The sequence below is a fragment of the Nonomuraea sp. KM90 genome (genome assembly GCF_052246675.1).
Lineage (GTDB): Bacteria > Actinomycetota > Actinomycetes > Streptosporangiales > Streptosporangiaceae > Nonomuraea.
The window spans coordinates 1-16,411 of sequence record NZ_JBQQCB010000113.1; the positions used below are offsets into that span (position 1 = coordinate 1).

Genomic DNA, 16,411 nt, shown 5'->3' on the forward strand with positions numbered 1-16,411 from the left:
GACCAACCGGCAGGGGCACGGTCTTTCATCAGGACTCGACGTCCAGGACACCCGAGTGCTCACCTGCCGGCGGCCACCATCCACCACGGAGTCTGCCGGATGGCTTACTCCCAGGACTCATTAGGACGCTCACGGTGAGCACCCAACCCCTCCAGAGCTCCGGGCACGATCCGGGGCGCGACCGCGTCACCCCGCCGGATCAGCGGCCGGCGGCGAGCGGCGACCAGGCGCCCTCCGCACAGCGGCTGCGCTACCCGGCGGTCATCGTGCTGTGCCTCACCCAGCTCATCCTGGTGATCGACAGCAGCGTGGTGAACGTCGCGCTGCCGCAGATCCGCCACGCGCTGGGCTTCTCCGCGACCGGCCTGTCCTGGGTGGTCACCTCCTACGCCCTGGTCTTCGGCGGTCTGGTCCTGCTCAGCGGCAAGGTGGGGTCGATCATCGGGCCGCGCCGCGCCCTGCTGATCGGCGTGACCGTCTTCACCGTCGCCTCGGCGCTGGGCGGTGCGGCCACGACGCCGGCGATGCTCATCGCCGCCCGCGTCCTGCAGGGCCTGGGAGCGGCACTGGCCGCGCCGGGCACCCTCGTGCTGCTGATGTCGATCACCAGGCCCGGTCCCCAGCGCGCCCGGGCGATGAGCGTGTTCGTGCTGTCCATCGGCATCGGCGCCGGGCTCGGCCTGGTGCTCGGCGGGCTGCTGACCACCTCCCTCGGCTGGGAATGGGTGATGTTCGTCAACGTCCCCATCGGCCTGGTCGTCCTGGTCGGGGTACGCCTGCTGGTGCCGGAGGCGCCCTGCGCGCCGGCCCGTCTCGACGTCGGCGGGGCCGTCGCGTCCACGACCGGCATGACCGCCCTGGTCTACGGCCTCATCAACGCCGAGTCGCACAGCTGGACCGGCGCGCCGGTCCTGGTCCCGTTCGCGCTGGCGATCGCCGGGCTGCTCGCCCTCGTCCTCATCGAGCGGCGCCACGCCGCCCCGGTCGTGCCGCTGGAGTTCTTCACACGGATGCGCAGCGCGGCCCCGCTGCTCGCCATGATGCTGATTCCGGCAGGTCAGGCCGGTTTCCTCTACTTCGCCGCGCTGTTCACCCAGAACGCGCTGGGCTTCACCCCGCTGCAGACGGGATTGTCCGTCCTGCCCTTCAGCGCCGCGCTGCTCGTCACGAACCTGCTGACCGGTCGCCTGGTGCCGCGGTACGGAGAGCGGATCGTCGGCTCCCTCGGGATGTCCGCCCTGCTCGCGGGGTTGGTGTGGATGTCGCGGATCGACGCCGCCGACACCTTCGCCGGCGGCCTGCTCGGGCCGTTCGTCCTGCTCGGCCTCGGCGCGGGGCTGACCGTCGCGCCGCTCACCGCCGTCATCATGCACCAGGCGCCGCCGGCCCGTCTCGGCGCCGCCTCCAGCCTCAATCAGGCCATGCAGCAGCTCGGCGGCGCGCTCGGCCTGGCCGTGATGACCACCGTCTACGGTGCCGCCGCGGCCGGAGCCGGCGAAGCGGGGGCGATCGCGACCGCCCTCACCGCCGGGGTCGTCTTCCCCCTGCTCGCCCTGACCCTCTTCGCCACCTGGGCCCGCCCCACCACGACCACGCACTGACCGCAACGACACGAGGAACCGGAGAACCACCATGAGCGACGCACCCGTTCCCACCAGCCGGCAGGAGTTCACGCGCGCCTGGCAGGAGTGGAGGGCCGGATGGGAGCGATGGCTCACCCGGCCCCTGGGCCGGCTGGCCGCCACCTCGCACGAATGGCTCGACGACACGCCCCGGAACCATCCCGGGCTGCCCGGCCTGTGGTGGCAGCACGGGGACGCGATCCATGTCGACCCCCAGGGCGTCCCGATGGCCTTCGACGGCGAGACCTTCACCACCGAACGCCGGTTCACCCTCGCCGACGCCCCGGACGACGTCCGCGTCACCGTCGGAGAGCTCGAGGTGGGCATCACCTACCGCGGCACGTACCTGATCGTGACCTACGACCCGAGCTCACCGGCCCGGCACGACTTCGACGGCGTGCCCGTCCACGAGCCCAGCCAGAGGTGGGTACTCCCGGGCCGCCTCGAACGGTTCCACACGCCGACGTCCATCACGCTCGACTCCGTGGGCTGGGGCACGCACACCCACGACACGCCGGGCCTGGTCCGCTTCGAGCACGCGGGCACCGAGCACACCCTCCAGGTGCTCAGCTCGCACGGAATGCTGCTCACCGTCTTCACCGACGCCACCAGCGACTTCAACCGCGCCGTCAACCTGCCGTGCGCGTTCAGCGAGCACTTCCCCATCTGCCCGCTACCGCCATCGAGCAACCGGCTGCCCTTCGCGATCGAGGCCGGAGAGAAGACACCCCACTGACGCGGACCGGCGCGGCACCACCTGCACCGGATCGGCCATGCGGACGAGACCGCCGAGCCGGCCGGCGGCCACTAGGTCGCCGAGCCCCGGCCGGGTGCCTGCTATCACCGAACGCTTCGAGCAAGGCGGCTTCAAGCAGAGCGGGTACGGCCGCCGCTCTCCGGCACTCCCGCGCCCGGCGGTCCGGCCTGCGCGCCATGGAGCACGAAGTCGGCCACCCGCTCGAGGAAGTCGTCGTCCAGCGGGTGGCCGAGCATGAGCCAGTGGAAGTAGAGCGGCCCGGAGACCATCTCCAGCAGGAAGCCCGGGTCGGTGCCGGCGGGTAGTTCGCCGCGTTCGACGGCGCGCTCGAAGACGACTCCCGAGACCTTGAACCGGGCCGGCCAGAACCTGTCGAGGAGTTCGTACAGGTCGGCATTCGCGGCAGTGCGCGGGCCGGCTTCGCGCTGCAGCGCGACGACCCAGGGGACGTTGAGGCCGAGCCGGATCTCGTTGAGCAGCTCGATGAGATCCCCGCGCAGGCTGCCGGTGTCGGCGGGCGGCACCAACTGGCCGCGGCGCTCGATGAGGGCTGTGGACACCAGGCCGACCTTGTTGCCCCAGCGGCGGTAGATCGTCGTCTTGTTGACACCGGCGCGCTCGGCCACCGCATCGACGCGCAGCGCGGCGTAGCCGACCTCGCTCAACTCCGCGATGGTGGCATCGATGACGGCTTCGCGCACGCGCGCCGTCCGGCCGCCCGGCCGAACCGTCGCGGCGTCGGCGTGCAGATGCTGAACGTCTTGCGGCGGTTCTCCTGCCATACGGCCACGTTAGAGCGCCGCCGATCCTAGAGGCAACTTTTGGATGCGTTAAGCCAGGCATTAAGACAACAGTCGGTTGTGTTAAGGGAGCGCCGAATCTAGAGTCCTAAATGCAACAACCCGTTGTATCAACCGCCGATCGGGCCTTGATCGCCGCAGCTTTGATCCGGCGGCCTTCGGCGACGCCTTGCGGGGGAGACGTCCTGCCGCCTCGAGCCGCGTTGGCTGAAGGGCTCCGTGTCAGCCGAGCGGGGTGATGACGCCGGCCAGCTCGCCGGGCATGGACAGGAACGGCGAGTGGGAGGCGTCGAGCGCGACGACGGAGGTCGGGTTGTCGGGAAAGGCCGCGTCGGCCTCGGAGATGAACTTCGCCTGCACGCCGGGCCGGATCGCCATGTCCCGCGTGCAGGTGAGGTACGTGCGCCGCACCGATCCCCAGCCGTCGTGGGTCAGGGTGGTGGTGCCCAGCATGATGTCGATCGGACCGTCGGGCGTCAGCAGGCCGGTGGCGGCGTCGGCGAGGACCGGGTCCACGTCACCGTAGAACGCCTCGTAGAGCCCCTGCCGGTAGGCCGCGTCGTCCGTGGCCAAGTCGAGCCGCAGCGCGCCTGTCCGGGCCGGGTCGCCCTCTAACAACGGCGCGACCTGGTCGTCGGCGGCCTCCGGCAGCCGGGTGTACGCGGCGGCCGGCACGTCGGATGCCGGCATGTACGCGGACAGGTACACCGCGTGCGCCACCAGTTCGGGCGTCCGCTGGGCCACCCGGGTCAGGACGGGCCCGGCCGCGCTGTGGGCGACCACCGTGACCGGATCGCCACCGCCGATCCGCTTGACCTGCGAAGTCAGCAGCTCGGCCGCATCGTCGAGGCTCACGTCCGCCACGGGCGAGACCTCTGTGCGGACCGCCTCACGGTTGTACGGCTGTCCGGTGAACCACCGAGGACGGCGGGCGTACAGCCCGTGCCCCGCCATGTCCACCGCGACGGCCGGACGCCCGGCGGCCACCACATGGGGGACGACTTCACTCCAGCACCAGGAGCCGTGCCAGAAACCGTGAACGAACACCAGAGTGGAGGTGGCGGACATGAATGCTCCCTTTTGGATCGTGCGCACTTCGCGGATGACGGCGTGGGGGCGGGGATTGAGGCGGGCACGGACCAGCCGGTCGTCACGGACTCCAAGCTGGCCGGCGCGCGCGGCCCACAGGCGAACTCAAGATCGCAGCGGCGCCTGCCCGACCCAGGCCCGTGGGTGAATCCGACGTCCGTGGCCGCTGCTGCCGTTGTCGATCACAGGACCATCATCAGTGGTTTCACAGCGCTCAGCCAGGTCCTGCCTCTACCTGGCCGGCGGTCCCCGCGTCGCGTACGCACGGGCGAACACCTCGTCAGATGCCCAGCGTCGCGAGGTGACGGGAAGGCCGGTGACGTCGCCAGGCGACGGCCAGGAAGGCGATCAGCCCGAGGACGGGCAGGGTGCAGAGGGCCCAGCTCAGCGCCAGCGGCGGGCCGGGCTGATCGAGGACCGTGACGTTGTCGAGGGTGCCTGTTCCCTGTCCCTGGGGGCCGTCGATGGTGAAGGTGAAGCTCCACTTTCCGGCCGTGGACAGTGACTGGATGTCCAGGCCCCAAACATCCCGTTTGCGCGGATGGCGAGACAGCGGGGCCGCCCCGCGCCCACCTCCCTCCATGCCGGGGCCGGTCATGCCGAGCGTGCCGGATTTGCCGGTCAGCCCCCCGTCGGGGGCGAAGGTGAAGTCGAGCGACTGCATGGCGCGCAGCGGCCACGTGGAGAAGCCCACGGTCAGGTGGTACGGGCCGGCCTGCACCCGCTCGGTGTGCACGACCTCGACCGGCGCGTACGCCTGCTCGGGCCCCGCCGGCGCGTGGGCCCGGGCGGACGGGGCCGAGACCGGGATCACGACTCCCATGACGCACGCGGCGAGGAGCAGGTTGCGGACGCGGTGCTTCGGCGCGGAGCGCGTGGCGCGGGCCTGTCGCGGACGGGGCGGTAGGTACGTACGGACGTGCATCAGGTCAGCGGCCTTCCTGGTCGGCGGCGGGGGTGTTGAGGCGCAGCAGTACGGCGAAGCGGGCGGCGAGATAGCCGGCCAGGGCACCGAGCGCCAGCCCGAGGACCACGTCGATCAGCACCGTGGTCGCCGATGTGGTGGCCTGGCCCATCGGCCCTCTCCCCATCCCTCCGCGCAGCATCGACGTCTGCACGAGCATGGACAGGCTCACCACCACGCCCCCGGCGGCGCCGACGAGCTGCGGCAGCCGGCGGGCCGACCAGCCCCGCCCGCGCCCCAGCCGGAGCAGCCCCTCCATCACCAGGGCCGCGGCGAGCATGAACATCGGTATGCCGGCCGGGAGCACGGGCGCCATCTCCCTGAGGTTGTCCCGCAGAGGCAGCCCGACGTAGTCCGCGTAGACCCTCGCGGCCCACGGCGAGAACCACCAGAGAAACAGCTGCATGGCGCCGAGGACGACCGCGATGGACAGAGCCACCCGCCGGTGCCGCAAGGTGATCGCTCCCATGAGCACGAAGCAGACCGCGAAGAAGACGGTGCCCGCGAGCCTGGGGTCGATGGGAAGGGGCATTCTCTGGAACGCGTACGTGGTGATCGGGGCGAACGTCATCAGCACGGGGATGCTGACGATGAGCCCGATCCGCCCCCAGCGCCGCGCGCGGGCGGCGGCGAAGACGATGACGCTGCCGACCATGGTCAGGCTGATGGAGATGAACAGGGCGACGTGCGGCGGGGAGTCCAGTACGGCGTCGAAGCCGTACAGGGAGTGCCACCACAGGTCGAGCAGGCCGTAGAGCAGGAACAGCGCGCCCCCGGTCCCGGCGACGAGGTATCCCAGGGGCGCGGTGAACGTGCCGCCGAGAACCCGGACCGGACTGCCGCCCGCGGCGGGGTCGGCGGGGCGCCCGGCCCGTTGGGCGAAGGTGGCGCGGAGCACCATCACCAGGCCGGCGATGCCGGCGATGGCGCTGCCGGAGTACAGGAGCAGGTGGGGCAGGGTGAAGAAGGTGTCCGGGCCGACCTCGATGTGCCACTGCACGTCCCAGCTGAGGCCGACCGTCGACAGCAGCGTTCCGGCCAGCACGGTGTACGCGCCGGCCACGGCGGCGGGCGGCCGGTCGGACGGGGCGGGCCCGCCTGGTCCGGCCGGCGCGGGTGGGGGAACAGGATCCATCGGAGATGCCTTTCTCGGAGCGGGTGTGCGCGATCAGGGGGAGACCGTGAGCGGGAAGACGAGCCGCTCGTGACGGCCGTCGCCGTCCACGGCGACCAGGAACTCCCACCGGCCGGCCATCATCAGCGGAAGGCCGGCCACGCGGTAGCTGTCGCCGGAGACGCGTACGGCGGGGAGGCCGGGTACCGCGTGGCCCGCGGTGGGCAGCACCGCGGAGACCGTGACGACCGGTGGTGACCGGACGGTCGCCTCGCGCGGTACGAGGCGGACATGGACGGGGGTGACTCCGGTGACGGGCGCGGAGACCGTCAGGGTCACCACGTCGTGGGCGGTGCCGCCGGTGAGGGTCACCGCGCCCTGCGGGGCGGAGTCGGACGCGGGCCGCGTCCCGCCTGACCACGGCGCCCACAGGGCATGGACCGACAGCGCGGTGAGCATGATCGCCGCCACGACCACCGCGGCTACCAGGGATCGCCGACCGGACGGGCTCATGGTGTCCTGTCCTCCGTGCCGGTGACGTGGAGCAGGTAGGGAACGGTCAGGATGGTGTTGTCGCGCTCGGCCTGGATCCAGATCCGGTAGTGGCCGGCGGCCGGGAAGGTGTAGACGAAGGCGACGTCGGGGCCGTAGGCGGCGACGGTCTCATCCGCGGTGCTGTCGCCGTTGAGGGAGGTCAGCCCGCTCATCGAGTGCGTCTCCGCGGAGGGGGCGGAGGACGATGCCGGCGACGAGTGCGTCCCCACGTGCGGCGTCTCCTGCGTGCCGCTCATGTCGTGAGCGCTGTCCGGCAGCGCGCCCATGGAGTGGGAGTGGGCCCACAGCTGGGCGTTCTGCGTCGCCGCCCCCACCGCTGCCGTGGGTGAGAGCGGACCGGCGACGATCAGGTGGCCGAGCATGCCGAGCCAGGGCTGCAGGGTCGCCGTGTCTCCCACGCGGGCGGTCAGGACGGTGGCCTTGCCCGCCACCAGCGACGACGCGGACAGCCGTACCTCGACCCCGGCCACGGTCCGCGAACCGGTCCCCGCCCGCGCCGGAGCGTCGCCGGCCGTGGTCCGCGCGCCGGAGCCGGACACCGCGTCGATGCCGGTGGCGGAGCGCAGCTGCTGGACGCCGCCGCCCCGGCGGGCGAACTCGGCGGAGACCGCGTAGTGGCCTGCCTCGGGCAGTGACAAGGGGACCTCGAATTCGCCGGGTCCGGTCCGTACGGGGTGCAGGTGCCACAGCTGTCCCGAGGGGCCGATGGCCAGCAGGTGCATCAGCGCGCCGTCGTGGACGACGACGTCGTCCAGGGGCAGGCCGGTGGCGGCGTCCGACAGGGTCAGCCGCAGCTCGGCGACCTCGCCCGCGCGGTTCGTGGAGGACGACAGCAGCAGCGTGGCGGGCGGGCGCGAGTAGTCGCTGGTCTGCTGCCCGACGGAGGCGTAGGGATCGTTGACGCCGTCGATCGTGGCGGCCACCTGGCCGCCCTGAGACGGCGGCAGCGGCAGCTGGGACGACAGCAGCGCGCCGGTGACCGCCACGGCCAGGCACGCGACCAGCCCGCCGCCCGGCACCAGCGTCCACCAGCCGCGCCGCGCCCGTACGGCGACCAGGACAGCGACGAGGATGAGCCCCCCGGCGCCGGAGAAGCCCAGGTAGGCCGCGGTCTCCGCGGGCGAGGCGGTCTGCTTCGGCACGATGAACGGAATCGTCGCGGTCCGCCGCCCGTCGCTGAGCGACAGCTCCCACGGGCCGGCCTGGGTGACGTCCAGCACCGCGGAGTAGGTCCCCGGCCGGCTCCCCAGCGTGACCACGGCGGTGTCGACGACCGTGCCGGACGCCGAGGCCGCCGACGCGGAGGAGGACACCCCCGTGGGTACCGCCGCCAGGTCGAGGGCGCCGGCGGGCGTGCCCGCGTGGGTGAACACGTCCACGTGCAGCGGTCCGGGCACCCCGGTGACCCGGCGCAGGATGACGGTCAGCTCCCGGTCGCCGAGCGTCTGGGCGACCTGCACGTCGCCGCCGCCGGTGGAGTCCGCCCCGGCCCGTGGGCTCATGGCGAGTGTCAGGGCCACGGCGGTCAGCACGACGGCGAGCGCGGCACCGAGGCGGCGCGGCAGCGGCCGGGCAGGCTCTCCGGGCTGGACAACCTGGACAGGTGGGAGATGAGGAGCCGTGCGCGGGAACCCGGCGTAATCCCTCGTACGAGCGGCGGAGTCGTTCATCGTGCGGGCAGCCTAGGGAGGCCGCCCGCCGCTGTCGTCACGGCGCCAGGGGAGGCGGGTCCCCCGGGCGGGGGACTCGGCCACCGCCGCCGACCAGGCATCATGGGAGCTCGTGAACGAGGAAGGGGTGCCGGTGCCCGACAGGGAGGGACGTGACGGGCCTGGTGCCGGGTCCGTCCGCATCCGCGACGTCAATGGGCCTCTGACCCGTCAGGCGATCGTGATCGCCGCGGTCACCTTGGTGGTGGACGCCCTCACCTTCGCCCACTCCACCGGTTCCCCATCATTTCCGGCGGGATGGCGCTGGGCCATGCTGGCGGCGATCGTCGTGGTGGACGCCGGCCTGGCCAGCGCGCCGCGGCTGTCGGGAGTGGTGGCCGTCGCTCAGGCGACGGTCCAGATAGCGGGCACGTTGTTGCGCCCCGAAGCCGCTCTGCCGCCCTCGCTGAACAGCGCGGGCATGCTCATCTCCGCCTACCGGGCGGGTGCCTGGCTGGACCGGTGGCCGGCGGTGGTGGCCCTGCTCTGCCTGACCGCGGGGACCCTCGCGAGACCGATCCTCAGCGGGGCGGACTTCGCACAGGAGCTCCTCCTGCTCGCCCCCATGGCCAGCGCGCTGCTGCCCTGGCTCGTCGGCCGGTACACCACCGCCCGACGCGCGTACATCGCCGAGCTGGAACAACGCTCCGAGCGGGACAAGGCGGAGGCGCGGCAGGCCCTGGCCGCGGCCATCGCGGAGGAGCGCGCCGGCATCGCCCGCGACCTGCACGACGTGATCTCCCACCACGTGAGCGCCATCGGCGTCCACGCCGGGGTGGCCCGGTTGCGGGCCGCGGCGGCGCCGGGCGCTCCCGACCTGGCGGAGTCGCTGACCGCCGTGGAGACCTCCAGCCGGGCGGCGATGCTCGACCTGCGACGGCTGCTGGACGTCCTGCACGGCCACCCGTCGGGGGAGGACAGCCAGCCCGGGCTGGACAACCTCCCCGAACTCCTCGACACCCTCCGCGCCGTCGGCCTGCGGGCGCGGGTGACCGTCCACGGCGCACCGTCCCCGCTGCCGGAGTCGCTGGACATCGCCGTGTACCGGGTGGTGCAGGAGATGCTCGCCAACGCCCTGCGGCACGGCGCCGGCGGTGTCGCGGAGGTCGAGCTGCGCCACGACCCCTCCAGCCTCACCGTGACCACCTCCAACCTCCTCGGCACGCGGGCGCGCTCCCGGCCGGACTCGCCGCACCGGGGGCTGCAGGGGATCCGCAGCCGTACCGCCGTGTTCGCGGGCCACACCAGCTACGGACCCGCACCCGACGGCAGGACCTGGACCACCACCGCGACGTTCCCCCTGAGCCCCTCATGACCTTGCGCGTCCTGATCGCCGACGACCATGCCATGTTCCGCTCCGGTCTGCGCGCCGTCCTGGGCACCCAGCCCGACCTCACCTGCGTGGGCGAGGCGTCGGACGGCCGGGCCGCTGTGACCGAGGTGCTCCGGCTGCGTCCCGACGTCGCGATCATCGACATCCGCATGCCGCGGCTCGACGGCCTGCGCGCCACGGAGGAGATCCTCGCAGACCCGGCCAACGCCACCAAGGTCATCCTGCTGACCACCTACGACCACGACACGTACGTCCACCGCGCCCTCCGGGCAGGAGCCAGCGGCTTCCTGCTGAAGAGCCTCCCGCCGGAGGAGCTGATCGCGGCCGTCCGGGTGGCCGCCCGCGGCGACGCCCTCATCGACCCCTCGGTGACCCGCCGCCTCAGCGCCCGTCTGGCCGACGGCATCGCCCCGCCTCCCGCTTTGGCCGACCTGGACCTTCTCACCACGCGGGAACGCGAGGTACTGCTGCTGCTCGCCGGGGCGTACAGCAACGCCGAGATCGCCGGCCGTCTCGGGATCGGCGACGAGACCGTCAAGACGCACGTGTCGCGCATCCTGACCAAGCTGAACCTGCGGGACCGGGTGCACGCGGTCGCCTACGCCCACCTCAATGGCCTCGTCGGCCAGGCCCCCGTTCATCCCGATCCCGGAGAGGACCAGGCCGGGCGGGGCCGGCGCCGCCGAGAGGCAACCCGCCGCGAGCCTTGATCTTGTACGGGACGCCGACCGTGAGCCAAGCCGATTTCACTCGTCGATCCAGCGCTCGTATACCAGCCGTATTCCCTGAACAGACCGACGGCCGCCTGTGGTTCGGCAGGGACAACTCGAGGGCGATTGCCGGCTTCAACCGGTAGCCCGGCGAGGGGCCCGCCGGATCAAAAGGTCACGAGCGGACGGGCCGCACGCAAGGCCCGTTGACCGGCGGTGAAGGCACGTTGCCTCGCATGCCGTGATCAGCGCTTGGGCGCCGGGGGGAGCTGGAGTGCGGCCTTCTCCGAGTCGAGCTTGGTGGTCACCGTGCTCGCGGCCGGGGCCTTGATCGAGACCTTGGCGCCCCACTTGGTGTAGCGCATCTCCATCGCGGTCTTGCTCACGCCGGTCTTCTTGTTCTCCAGCCGCGTGGTCAGCTTGACCGGCAGGCCCGAGGAGCCGACGGCGAGCGTCCAGTTCACCTTCACACCGGAGTCGAGCTTCCACCACATGGTGGCGCGGGACCAGTCCGAGGCCTTCAGCAGGTCCTTGACGCTCATCGACCCCTTGTACGTCGACCCGCTCCGCTTGGAGCGCGCCAGCAGCACCTTCAACGTGCTCGGGTCGGCCGCGTTGACGAAGCCGCCGAAGAGGGCGGTCATGCCGCTCGTCCAACCCGGCGACTGCTTGTACCACGTCTTGCCCTCGGGCAGGCCCGCGCTCATCGGGCCGCCCCTGACGTAGGACGTCCGGCCGATGCGGATCGTGCGCTCCGGCTTGCCCATGGCGGTGGCCAGGGCGCTCGGGTCCGCGCCGCCGCCGAAGTCGTCGGCCGGCTTCTCGTCGTCGCCGGTGGCGAGCTTGCCGGTGATGTCGGAGGCCGCGATGCCCTTCTTGCCGAACTGCAGGCGGCCGGTCTGCGTGAGGGGCGTGGACTGTCCGTACATGCGGAACGAGAACGACACGCCCTTGCCCGCCACGAGCTGCGCCCGCAGCGCCGCGAGCGGGTCCTTGGGGGCGGCCACGGCGGGCGTGGCGGTCAAGAGGAGGGCGGCGCCGGCGGTGACACCCATGATCGCTTGCTTCATGAGGCGCGATCATCCTGGATATAGATCACGAACCGGAAACGCCTGTGCCGGCAGCGCTCCGGCGAGCGTGGACCCTGCGGCGACCGTCGCCACGGAGGACCCTGCCGGAGCGTCAGATCCCGAATTGGAACGTCCCGCGCAGGACGGTGCCTCGCCCGCTCCAGTAGCTCTCGTAATCGGCCCGGTAGGTGACGTCTTCGAAGGCGGTGATCACCGCACAGGTGGCGCCGGGGTGCCGGATGTTGTCATCTCTGACGACGATGGGCTTTCGATCACACCCGGGCGGGTCAGGGTCACCTCCACCCAGGCCGTTCCCGTGGTGTCGTCCGCCCGGACGCACAGCTCGTTGGCAGGGTCGGCGTAGCGGACGATCCCGTCGCCGACATCCCGTTGAGAACTCGCCGCCAAGGCCGGTTGCGCGAGAATGACGCTCGCCACCGCGGCGGCGATGCCGACGGTGACCATTTTGAGCGGGTTCATCGTCTCTCCTGGCCTCCTGGTCACCCGGCGGCGTCGTGGTACGGCGTCCAGGGGGAAGGGCGGACGACGCCATGGCCGGTCGCGGTTCGAGGTCAGGCGCGTTCGGCACCGATGCCGTCAGGGACCGAGGGCCGGGCGAGAAAGATTCGCCAGGGTTTCTTGACCGAGTGGACCGACTAAGCAGGCCGTCCGGGTTTACAGTGCGTCCAGCCAAGGGAGCACTATGGAGTTTGGGATACTGGGTCCGCTGACGGCATGGCGCGCGGGTGAGCAGGTCGATCTGGGCACGCCCAAGGCGCGGGTGCTGTTGGCGGTTCTGCTGTGCCAAGCGGGTTGCCCGGTTTCGGAAGATCAACTCGTCGTGGCGCTGTGGGGGGACACCCCTCCGAAGAGCGCCACCAAGAACGTGCAGACCTACGTCCACCGGCTCCGGCGGCACCTGGGCGACCCGGCTCTCGTGGTGCGGCAGGGCACCGGCTACCTGATCCCGGTGGACGGGGACGAGCTGGACGCGGCGAGGTTCGAGAACCTGGCCGGCTCAGGGCAGGCGGTGGCGGCCGCCGGTGAGCCGGCGGAGGCGACCCACCGCCTGCACGAGGCGCTGAGCCTCTGGCGCGGGCCCGCGTTCGCCGGCATGACTGATGTCCCGATGCTGGCCGCGGAGGCCTCGCGGCTGGACGAGGTCCGCCTGTCGGTCCTGCAGTCGCGGATCGCCGCGGACCTGAGGCTGGGCCGCCACGCCAGGCTGTTGGGCGAGCTGACCGCGCTCACCAGCGAGTACCCGCTACGGGAGCGGCTGCGCGCGCAGCTGATGCTGGCGCTGTACCGCTGTGGCCGGCGGGCGGACGCGCTCGCCGAATACGCGCGTGCCCGCAAGACCCTGATCGAGGAGACCGGTCTGGACCCGGCCGGAGAGCTGCACGACATGCATCAGCGGATCCTCACGCAGGACCCTTCACTCGACCTCGTGCCTCGCGTCATGGCGACGATCACGGGTTCCCCTGCGGAGGCCTCACGGGCGTGCCGCGAACGTGCCGCGCACCTGCCGGACGAACTGGGCATCGAGCTGAGCGGGAAAGTCCGGCACGCGCACGTGTGGGCCCTGTCCGCCGACCGTCCCGTCCATGTCCCGGCTCCGATGCCTGAGCCTCAAGCCGCTCCCGCTCCAGCCGAGTTGCCGCCGGACATCGCGGATTTCACCGGCAGGGACGACGAGGTGGCGGACCTCACCGAGGCTCTCACCAAGCCGCGGCCGGGCACCGTCGCCTTGGCCAGCATCGCGGGTCTGGGGGGCCTGGGCAAGACCACGCTCGCGGTGCATGTCGCGCACCGGGTCGCGGATCGCTTTCCCGACGGCCAGCTCTATGCGGACCTGCGCGGCGCCTCCGCGGACCCTGCCCGTCCAGAGGACGTGCTCAGCCGGTTCCTGTTCGCACTGGGCGTCAGCCCCACCGGGATACCCGAATCCCTGGAAGAACGCGTGGCGCTTTACCGGAGCTGTCTGGCCGGACGCAGAATACTCATCCTGCTCGACGATGTCGCCCGGGAGAAGCAGGTGCGGCCGCTCCTGCCCGGGGCCCCCGGCACGGCCGTGCTCCTCACCGGACGTGTCCGGCTGGTCGGTCTCGAGGGCGCGAGCCTGCTGGAACTCGACGTCCTGCCGTCGGGCCAGGCCATGGACCTGCTGAGGAGGATCGTCGGCGACGAACGCGTCCAGGACGACCCGTACGCGGCACTGGAGATCACCCGGCTGTGCGGCCGGGTCCCGCTGGCGGTCCGCATCTCGGCGGCCAGGCTCCTCGGCAGAAGGCAATGGAGTCTGTCCCACCTCGCCGGCGTCCTCGGGGAGGAACGGCACCGGCTGGACGAACTGGTGGCGGGCGACCTCGACATCCGCGCGGGATTCGAGATGAGCTACCGGATGCTGCCCGCGGGCACGCGGCGGGCCTTCCGGCTGGCCGGGCTGCTCGACGCGCCCGATTTCGCCTCCTGGGCGGTGGCGGCCCTCCTGGACGTGCCGGTGCGGCAGGCGGAACGTGAGATCGAAACCCTGGTCGACGCTCATCTGCTGAACCTCACCGGGACGGACGAGACGGGCCGGCTCAGGTATCGGTTCCACGACCTGATCCGGTTGTACGCGCGTGAGCGGGCGCAGCGCGAGGATTCCGAATCCGAGCGCCTGGCCGCGCTCCAGCGGGCCCTGGGTGCCTGGCTGGCGCTGGCGGAGGTCGCGGCGGAGCACGTCCCGGGCCCCTGCTACGCGCTCATGCACAGCCGCGCGCCGCGCTGGCGGCTGCCCGCGGCGGACTCCGGCCCGCTGCTGGCCGACCCGATGGCCTGGTTCGGCGCGGAGCACGGCGCGCTGATGGCGGGGGTCGCCCAAGCGTGCGAGGCGCGCCTGACCCAACTCGCATGGGACCTCGCGGGGTCCACCGAGACGTACCTCAACGTGCGCGGCTTGTACGACGGCTGGCAGCGCATGCACGAACAGGCGCTCGCGCTGTGCCGCGAGACCGGCGACAGGCGCGGCGAGGCCGTGCTGATGCGCGGCCTCCTGGAGGTCACCACCTGGAACTCACCGCCGGGCCCCGGACCGGCGATGACACGGATGCGGGCCGGCGCTTCGCAGCTCCTCGACCTGTTCACCATGCTGAACGATCCGGTCGGGATGGCCGACAGCCTGGCCTCCCTGGCCTGGAGCCTGACGGCCGACGGGAACGGCAGTGCGCAAGCGCTCGCCCTGGCGGAGCGCGCTCTGCGGACGGCCGCCGACGCGGGCTACCTCGGCGGCCAGGCACGGGCCTATCACGTGCTGGCGATCATCCACGGCGAGGACGACCCGCAGGCCGCGCACATCGTGCTGGAGCAGGCGGCGAAAGTCGCCGAGGCGCTCGGCAACGCTCACTACACCACGACGGTCACCCAGTTCCTCGGCGCGGCGAAATCGTTCTGCGGTGACATCGCGGGCGGCCAGGAACTGCTGGAGAGGTCGCTGACAATGGCACGACGGTTGAACTACCGCTATCTGGAGACGTTCTCGCTGCTCTACCTCTCGAAGCTGTTCGCCAAGGTCGGCGACGAGCGGGCCAGGGCGACCGCCGAACTGACGCTGGCCCACAGCGAGAACGGCAACTTCGGCCATTATCTCGCCGACTCGCTCGGCGTTCTAGGAGAGCTGGACCTGGCCGAAGGAGACCTGCCCGCCGCCATCGCCACCCTCGAACGTTCGGTCCGGGTGTGGCGCACCCGCGGCTCGATCCCCTACCTGGCGCGGACGCTCCGGACCCTCGGCGACGCCCACGCCGCCGCCGGCGACCACGGCACGGCGAGGGCCGTCTGGGAAGAGGCCCGCGAGCTGTTCCGCGGGATCTCGCACGAGAATGGCGTGCGAACGCTGGACGCCCGGCTCGCGGGTGAAGTGCGGCCAGGCTCGCCGGCGCTCGCCGAACGATCCCTGGAACGCTGAGGGCGACGGCGCGGGGGAGGCGTACGTGTTTCCGGGGTCGTCAGCCCGGCGCGGCCGCCTTGCGGAGCAGCACTGAGCGTTCGCGCTGGTTGGCGCACTGCCGGGCCGCCAGCTCCAGCTCGGCGCGCGCTTCCGGTCGCCGTCCGAGCCGGGCCAGCAGCTCACCGCGTACGGTCGGAACCAGATGTGAACCGGGGAGCCGGTCCGAGGCGATCAGCTCGTCCACGATGGCCAGTGCCCGCGCCGGGCCCGAGGCCATGGCCACGGCGACGGCCCGGTTGAGCTCGACCACCGGCGAGGGTGCGACCCGGCCGAGTGCCTCGTAGAGCAGCACGATCCGGTCCCAGTCGGTCGCCTCGACCGAGGGCGCCGCCGCGTGGGTGGCGGCGATCGCGGCCTGCAGGCCGTAGGGGCCGAGGCCGCGAGCCGATGCCCTGGCCAGCGCGGCCAGCCCGCGGTGGATCGCCCAGAAGTCCCACCGCCGCCGGTCCTGCTCGTCGAGCAGGACCGGCGAACCGTCCGGGCCGGTCCGGGCCGGGAAACGCGCGGCCGTCAGCTCGCACAACGCGAGCAGGCCGTGCACCTCCGGCTCGTCCGGCTGCAGCGCGGCCAGCGTGCGCGCCAGCCGGATCGCCTCGTACGCGACGTCGGGGCGCAGCAGCCGGTCGCCCGACGCGGCCGATCCCTCCGACCCGCGTTTCGCCCGTCAGATCGGCCCCTGGAGCGGTGGCGGACCCGGACG

Annotated in this window: 13 protein-coding genes and 1 pseudogene; 5 read left to right on the plus strand and 9 right to left on the minus strand. The window is 72.0% G+C overall.

Annotated features, from left to right (window positions below):
* Positions 1 to 134: 134 nt before the first annotated feature.
* Positions 135 to 1,601, plus strand: a complete 1,467-nt coding sequence (locus ACTWPW_RS50920) for an MFS transporter (RefSeq protein WP_443173123.1) — start codon at positions 135 to 137, stop codon at positions 1,599 to 1,601.
* A gap of 31 nt (positions 1,602 to 1,632) precedes the next feature.
* Positions 1,633 to 2,358 (plus strand): DUF1684 domain-containing protein, encoded by a 726-nt coding sequence (locus ACTWPW_RS50925; RefSeq protein WP_443173124.1) that lies wholly within the window; start codon positions 1,633 to 1,635, stop codon positions 2,356 to 2,358.
* Positions 2,359 to 2,489: 131 nt separating this feature from the next.
* On the opposite strand, the gene ACTWPW_RS50930 is transcribed toward ACTWPW_RS50925, so the two are convergent.
* The 6 genes from ACTWPW_RS50930 to ACTWPW_RS50955 form a co-directional block, all read right to left on the minus strand.
* Positions 2,490 to 3,161 carry a TetR/AcrR family transcriptional regulator gene (locus ACTWPW_RS50930; protein ID WP_443173125.1) on the minus strand — a complete coding sequence of 224 codons (672 nt, stop codon included), beginning with the start codon at positions 3,159 to 3,161 and terminating at the stop codon, positions 2,490 to 2,492.
* Between the two features lie 240 nt (positions 3,162 to 3,401).
* Positions 3,402 to 4,247, minus strand: coding sequence for an alpha/beta fold hydrolase (locus ACTWPW_RS50935; RefSeq protein ID WP_443173126.1), 846 nt, complete (start codon positions 4,245 to 4,247; stop codon positions 3,402 to 3,404).
* 301 nt (positions 4,248 to 4,548) lie between these two features.
* The gene (locus ACTWPW_RS50940) at positions 4,549 to 5,193 is read right to left on the minus strand and encodes a hypothetical protein (RefSeq protein ID WP_443173127.1); all 645 of its coding nucleotides are present in this window, start codon (positions 5,191 to 5,193) and stop codon (positions 4,549 to 4,551) included.
* 4 nt (positions 5,194 to 5,197) lie between these two features.
* Positions 5,198 to 6,367: a hypothetical protein gene (locus ACTWPW_RS50945; RefSeq protein ID WP_443173128.1), complete on the minus strand. Its 1,170-nt coding sequence runs from the start codon at positions 6,365 to 6,367 to the stop codon at positions 5,198 to 5,200.
* A gap of 33 nt (positions 6,368 to 6,400) precedes the next feature.
* Positions 6,401 to 6,859: a hypothetical protein gene (locus tag ACTWPW_RS50950; protein WP_443173129.1), complete on the minus strand. Its 459-nt coding sequence runs from the start codon at positions 6,857 to 6,859 to the stop codon at positions 6,401 to 6,403.
* Entirely contained in the window at positions 6,856 to 8,571 is a 1,716-nt protein-coding gene (locus ACTWPW_RS50955; protein ID WP_443173130.1) for a hypothetical protein, read from the minus strand. Before ACTWPW_RS50955 ends, ACTWPW_RS50950 begins: the two co-directional genes overlap by 4 nt.
* 112 nt (positions 8,572 to 8,683) lie before the next feature.
* Between ACTWPW_RS50955 and ACTWPW_RS50960 the strand changes: the two genes are divergently transcribed.
* Together ACTWPW_RS50960 and ACTWPW_RS50965 are read left to right on the plus strand one after the other, a co-directional pair.
* Positions 8,684 to 9,925 carry a sensor histidine kinase gene (locus ACTWPW_RS50960; RefSeq protein WP_443173131.1) on the plus strand — a complete coding sequence of 414 codons (1,242 nt, stop codon included), beginning with the start codon at positions 8,684 to 8,686 and terminating at the stop codon, positions 9,923 to 9,925.
* Positions 9,922 to 10,653: a response regulator gene (locus ACTWPW_RS50965; protein WP_443173132.1), complete on the plus strand. Its 732-nt coding sequence runs from the start codon at positions 9,922 to 9,924 to the stop codon at positions 10,651 to 10,653. The genes ACTWPW_RS50960 and ACTWPW_RS50965 overlap by 4 nt, the downstream gene beginning before the upstream one ends.
* Before the next feature lie 245 nt (positions 10,654 to 10,898).
* Here the strand turns inward: ACTWPW_RS50965 and ACTWPW_RS50970 are convergent, their stop codons facing one another.
* A complete protein-coding gene (locus tag ACTWPW_RS50970) occupies positions 10,899 to 11,723 on the minus strand; it encodes a hypothetical protein (RefSeq protein WP_375113550.1) in 825 nt (274 codons plus the stop codon).
* A 210-nt stretch (positions 11,724 to 11,933) separates the two neighbouring features.
* Positions 11,934 to 12,203 (minus strand): hypothetical protein, encoded by a 270-nt coding sequence (locus ACTWPW_RS50975; RefSeq protein ID WP_443173133.1) that lies wholly within the window; start codon positions 12,201 to 12,203, stop codon positions 11,934 to 11,936.
* A 223-nt stretch (positions 12,204 to 12,426) separates the two neighbouring features.
* On the opposite strand from ACTWPW_RS50975, the gene ACTWPW_RS50980 reads away from it, so the two are divergent.
* Positions 12,427 to 15,669 (plus strand): AfsR/SARP family transcriptional regulator, encoded by a 3,243-nt coding sequence (locus tag ACTWPW_RS50980; RefSeq protein ID WP_443173134.1) that lies wholly within the window; start codon positions 12,427 to 12,429, stop codon positions 15,667 to 15,669.
* 40 nt (positions 15,670 to 15,709) lie between these two features.
* On the opposite strand, the pseudogene ACTWPW_RS50985 reads toward ACTWPW_RS50980, so the two are convergent.
* Positions 15,710 to 16,351: pseudogene (locus ACTWPW_RS50985) on the minus strand (DUF6596 domain-containing protein); the annotation flags it as partial.
* Between the last annotated feature and the right edge of the window lie 60 nt (positions 16,352 to 16,411).

What these genes read in the sequence shown, in the direction of transcription:
- ACTWPW_RS50930 (WP_443173125.1), bottom strand. Translation starts at nt 3,161, where the DNA reads ATGGCAGGAGAACCGCCGCAAGACGTTCAGCATCTGCACGCCGACGCC.
- ACTWPW_RS50975 (WP_443173133.1), bottom strand. Translation starts at nt 12,203, where the DNA reads ATGAACCCGCTCAAAATGGTCACCGTCGGCATCGCCGCCGCGGTGGCG.
- ACTWPW_RS50965 (WP_443173132.1), top strand. Translation starts at nt 9,922, where the DNA reads ATGACCTTGCGCGTCCTGATCGCCGACGACCATGCCATGTTCCGCTCC.
- ACTWPW_RS50945 (WP_443173128.1), bottom strand. Translation starts at nt 6,367, where the DNA reads ATGGATCCTGTTCCCCCACCCGCGCCGGCCGGACCAGGCGGGCCCGCC.
- ACTWPW_RS50950 (WP_443173129.1), bottom strand. Translation starts at nt 6,859, where the DNA reads ATGAGCCCGTCCGGTCGGCGATCCCTGGTAGCCGCGGTGGTCGTGGCG.
- ACTWPW_RS50980 (WP_443173134.1), top strand. Translation starts at nt 12,427, where the DNA reads ATGGAGTTTGGGATACTGGGTCCGCTGACGGCATGGCGCGCGGGTGAG.
- ACTWPW_RS50955 (WP_443173130.1), bottom strand. Translation starts at nt 8,571, where the DNA reads ATGAACGACTCCGCCGCTCGTACGAGGGATTACGCCGGGTTCCCGCGC.
- ACTWPW_RS50935 (WP_443173126.1), bottom strand. Translation starts at nt 4,247, where the DNA reads ATGTCCGCCACCTCCACTCTGGTGTTCGTTCACGGTTTCTGGCACGGC.
- ACTWPW_RS50970 (WP_375113550.1), bottom strand. Translation starts at nt 11,723, where the DNA reads ATGAAGCAAGCGATCATGGGTGTCACCGCCGGCGCCGCCCTCCTCTTG.
- ACTWPW_RS50940 (WP_443173127.1), bottom strand. Translation starts at nt 5,193, where the DNA reads ATGCACGTCCGTACGTACCTACCGCCCCGTCCGCGACAGGCCCGCGCC.
- ACTWPW_RS50925 (WP_443173124.1), top strand. Translation starts at nt 1,633, where the DNA reads ATGAGCGACGCACCCGTTCCCACCAGCCGGCAGGAGTTCACGCGCGCC.